Origin of the sequence: Streptomyces graminilatus, assembly GCF_001418565.1 — a bacterium.
Lineage (GTDB): Bacteria > Actinomycetota > Actinomycetes > Streptomycetales > Streptomycetaceae > Streptomyces > Streptomyces graminilatus.
This window is the reverse complement of record NZ_LIQQ01000630.1, coordinates 1-2,594: the sequence shown is the minus strand read 5'-3', so window position 1 is coordinate 2,594 and position 2,594 is coordinate 1. Positions and strand designations below refer to the sequence as shown.

Below are 2,594 nucleotides of genomic sequence, written 5' to 3'. Positions count from 1 at the left end.
ACATGTGTATACGAGACAGGTTCCCCCCCGGCCATGCCTCCTTGCCCCACCGGCACTACTCCGCCGTACCGACGAGCCACTCATAAGCCCCCCTGGCCGTGAACTCCCCCTGACCACCCCGCAGAAGCAGCTCCGCCGTAGCGAACCCGGGATCGTCAGCCTGCGCGGCGAGATACGGAACCGCGATACACCGCATCCCGGCCCGATGCGCGGCGACGCTCCCCGGAGCCGCGTCCTCCACGACGACGCAGTCCACCGGAGCCGCTCCGAGGCGGCGCGCCGCCTCCAGGAAGACATCCGGGGCGGGCTTGCCGTGCGCGACCTCGTCGGAGGACACGACGGTCCGCAGATACGCGTCGAGGCCGGTCCCCGCCAGGATCGCCGCGATGGCCGGCAGCGCGGAACCCGACGCCACGGCCATGGGAACACCCTCACCGGCCAGCAGCTCCACGAACTTCCGCATCTCGGGATAGACGGGAGTGGCACCCCGGGCCAGCTCCAGATAGCGGCGGTTCATCTCCGCGAGCACTTCCTCGACCGGCGCGCTCAGCCCGTACCGCTCCTTCCACAGCGTGACCGTCTCCCGAGGACTGATGCCCACCAACTCCTCCTGGTCGGCCCAGGTGAAGCCGGTGACACCGTGCGCGGCGAGGGTCTGCCGGCTCGCCTCGAAATAGTTCGGCTCGCTGTCCACGAGTGTTCCGTCGAGATCGAAGATGACCGCGGTGGTGCCGAGGATGCTCATGGATCCCAGGATGCCAGTGCGCGATCAGGTGCCGGGCGTACGGCCGATCGACTCCACCAGGGGCAGCAGCCGGTACGGGACCCGCTCGCGCAGGGCCACCTCCGTACGGGTGCGGACCACGCCCGGCACGCTGATCAGTGCCTGGATCACATCCTCCAGATGGGCGTTGTCGCGGGCCACGACCCGCGCGAGGAGATCACCGCCCCCGGCGATCGAGAACGCCTCGACGATCTCCGGCACGGCCGCCAGCGCGTCCCCGACCTCGTCGAGATGGCCCTGGGTGACCTCGATGTGCACGAACGCGAGCACGGGGTGGCCGAGCGCGGCGGGGGACAGGGACGGACCGGTGCCGGTGATCACGCCGTCCCGTTCGAGGCGGTCCAGACGGGCCTGGAGGGTGCCGCGCGCGACGCCGAGGAGCCGGGCGTACTCACGGACGCTGGTGCGGGGCTGCTCCAGCAGCAGCCGCAGGATGCGGGTGTCCAGCTTGTCCACGGCCATGTGGTCGCGTCTCCTCGTGGCTGGGTCCGTTGGCCCGATGGCGGACGCTTCTGGACCGCCGAAACTATGCCATTGGCCCATCCTAATCGACCACACTTGAGCCAGTGGTGGCAGTGATGCTCCAATGATCCCGTCGATGGCGCTGCGGACTCCGCGGCGCCTTTTGCATGCCGAATCCAGGCAGGTCCAGGCAGGTCCAGGCCGATCCAGGCCGATCCGGGCCGTTTTCCAGTGGGGTGGGACGAGCAGTGCTGAAGAGGGTGTTCATGGCGCCGGACCCGGGCCGTGCCCGGCTGCGGTTCGCCGCGCGGGCCGTGCTCGGCATCGGACTGGCCGTCACGGTCTGCGGCCTCGCCGGGCACTCGCTCACCGGGGCCGTGACCGGCGGACTCGCCGCGCTGCTCGCCCTGTTCACGGTCACCGACACCACGGTGCGCGCGCAGGCGGTCACCACCGCGCTGCTGCCCGCCGTCGGCCTGCCGGTCCTCGCCGTCGCGGCAGGACTGCACGACCGCCCGGTCGCCCGTGGCCTCGCGCTCCTCGCCGTCGTCGGCGCGGGCGTGTACGCGCGCCGCTGGGGCCCGCGCGGCCACAGCCTGGGTGTCTTCGCGTTCATGACCTTCTTCGTCGCCCAGTTCCTGCACACGGGACCGGACCAACTGCCCGAGCTGTACGGCGCCGTCGTCCTGTCCGTGCTGACAGCCTCGGCGGTGCGCTTCGGCCTGTGGTGCTACGAGCGCCGTACAGCTCGGGCCGCTGGCGGCCGTCGCCCCGCCGCCCGGTGCACGAGGCCTGGCCCGCGTCACGACACGTCAGGCCGTCCAGGCGACGGCCGCAGCCGGCTTCGCGCTGGTAGTGGGCCAAATAGTCTCCGAGGACCGCTGGTACTGGGCCGTCGGCGCCACCTGGTGGATCTTCGTGAACACCACCTCACGCGGCGAGACCCTGGTCCGCGGCTTCCGCCGCCTCCTCGGCACGGTGCTGGGCATCGGCCTCGGGATCGCCGTCGCGGTCCCGGTCGCGGGGGCGGCGATCCCCACCGCCGTACTCGTCGCCGTATGCGTGTTCGGCATCTTCTACTCGGCCGCCGTGTCGTACACGTGGATGATGCTCTCGGTCACCCTGCTCGCCGAACTCCTGTACGGGCTTCTGGGCGTCCTCGACCCGGCGCTGCTCGGCATCCGGCTCGCGGAGACCGGTGTCGGCGCCCTGGGTGCCCTGCTGGCGGTGGTCCTCGTACTGCCGATCACCACGCACGCCACCACCGACGCCTGGATCCAGCGGGCGCTGCGCTGTGTGCACGCCTGCACGGCCGAGGCCACCGCCCGGCTCGCCGGCGAGCCGGGCG

Annotated in this window: 2 protein-coding genes and 1 pseudogene; 1 reads left to right on the top strand and 2 read right to left on the bottom strand. The window is 71.4% G+C overall.

Features of this window, described 5'->3' with window-relative positions:
• Window positions 1-55: 55 nt before the first annotated feature.
• Together AOK08_RS38640 and AOK08_RS38635 are read right to left on the bottom strand one after the other, a co-directional pair.
• The gene (locus AOK08_RS38640) at window positions 56-745 is read right to left on the bottom strand and encodes an HAD family hydrolase (protein ID WP_055534812.1); all 690 of its coding nucleotides are present in this window, start codon (window positions 743-745) and stop codon (window positions 56-58) included.
• Between the two features lie 24 nt (window positions 746-769).
• The gene (locus AOK08_RS38635) at window positions 770-1,246 is read right to left on the bottom strand and encodes an Lrp/AsnC family transcriptional regulator (protein ID WP_055534810.1); all 477 of its coding nucleotides are present in this window, start codon (window positions 1,244-1,246) and stop codon (window positions 770-772) included.
• A gap of 248 nt (window positions 1,247-1,494) precedes the next feature.
• Between AOK08_RS38635 and AOK08_RS38630 the strand changes: the two are divergent.
• Window positions 1,495-2,594 (top strand): annotated as a pseudogene (locus AOK08_RS38630) (FUSC family protein); the annotation flags it as partial.

Excerpts from the sequence above, each read along its gene's own strand:
- AOK08_RS38635 (WP_055534810.1), bottom strand. The coding sequence starts at position 1,246 with ATGGCCGTGGACAAGCTGGACACCCGCATCCTGCGGCTGCTGCTGGAG.
- AOK08_RS38640 (WP_055534812.1), bottom strand. The coding sequence starts at position 745 with ATGAGCATCCTCGGCACCACCGCGGTCATCTTCGATCTCGACGGAACA.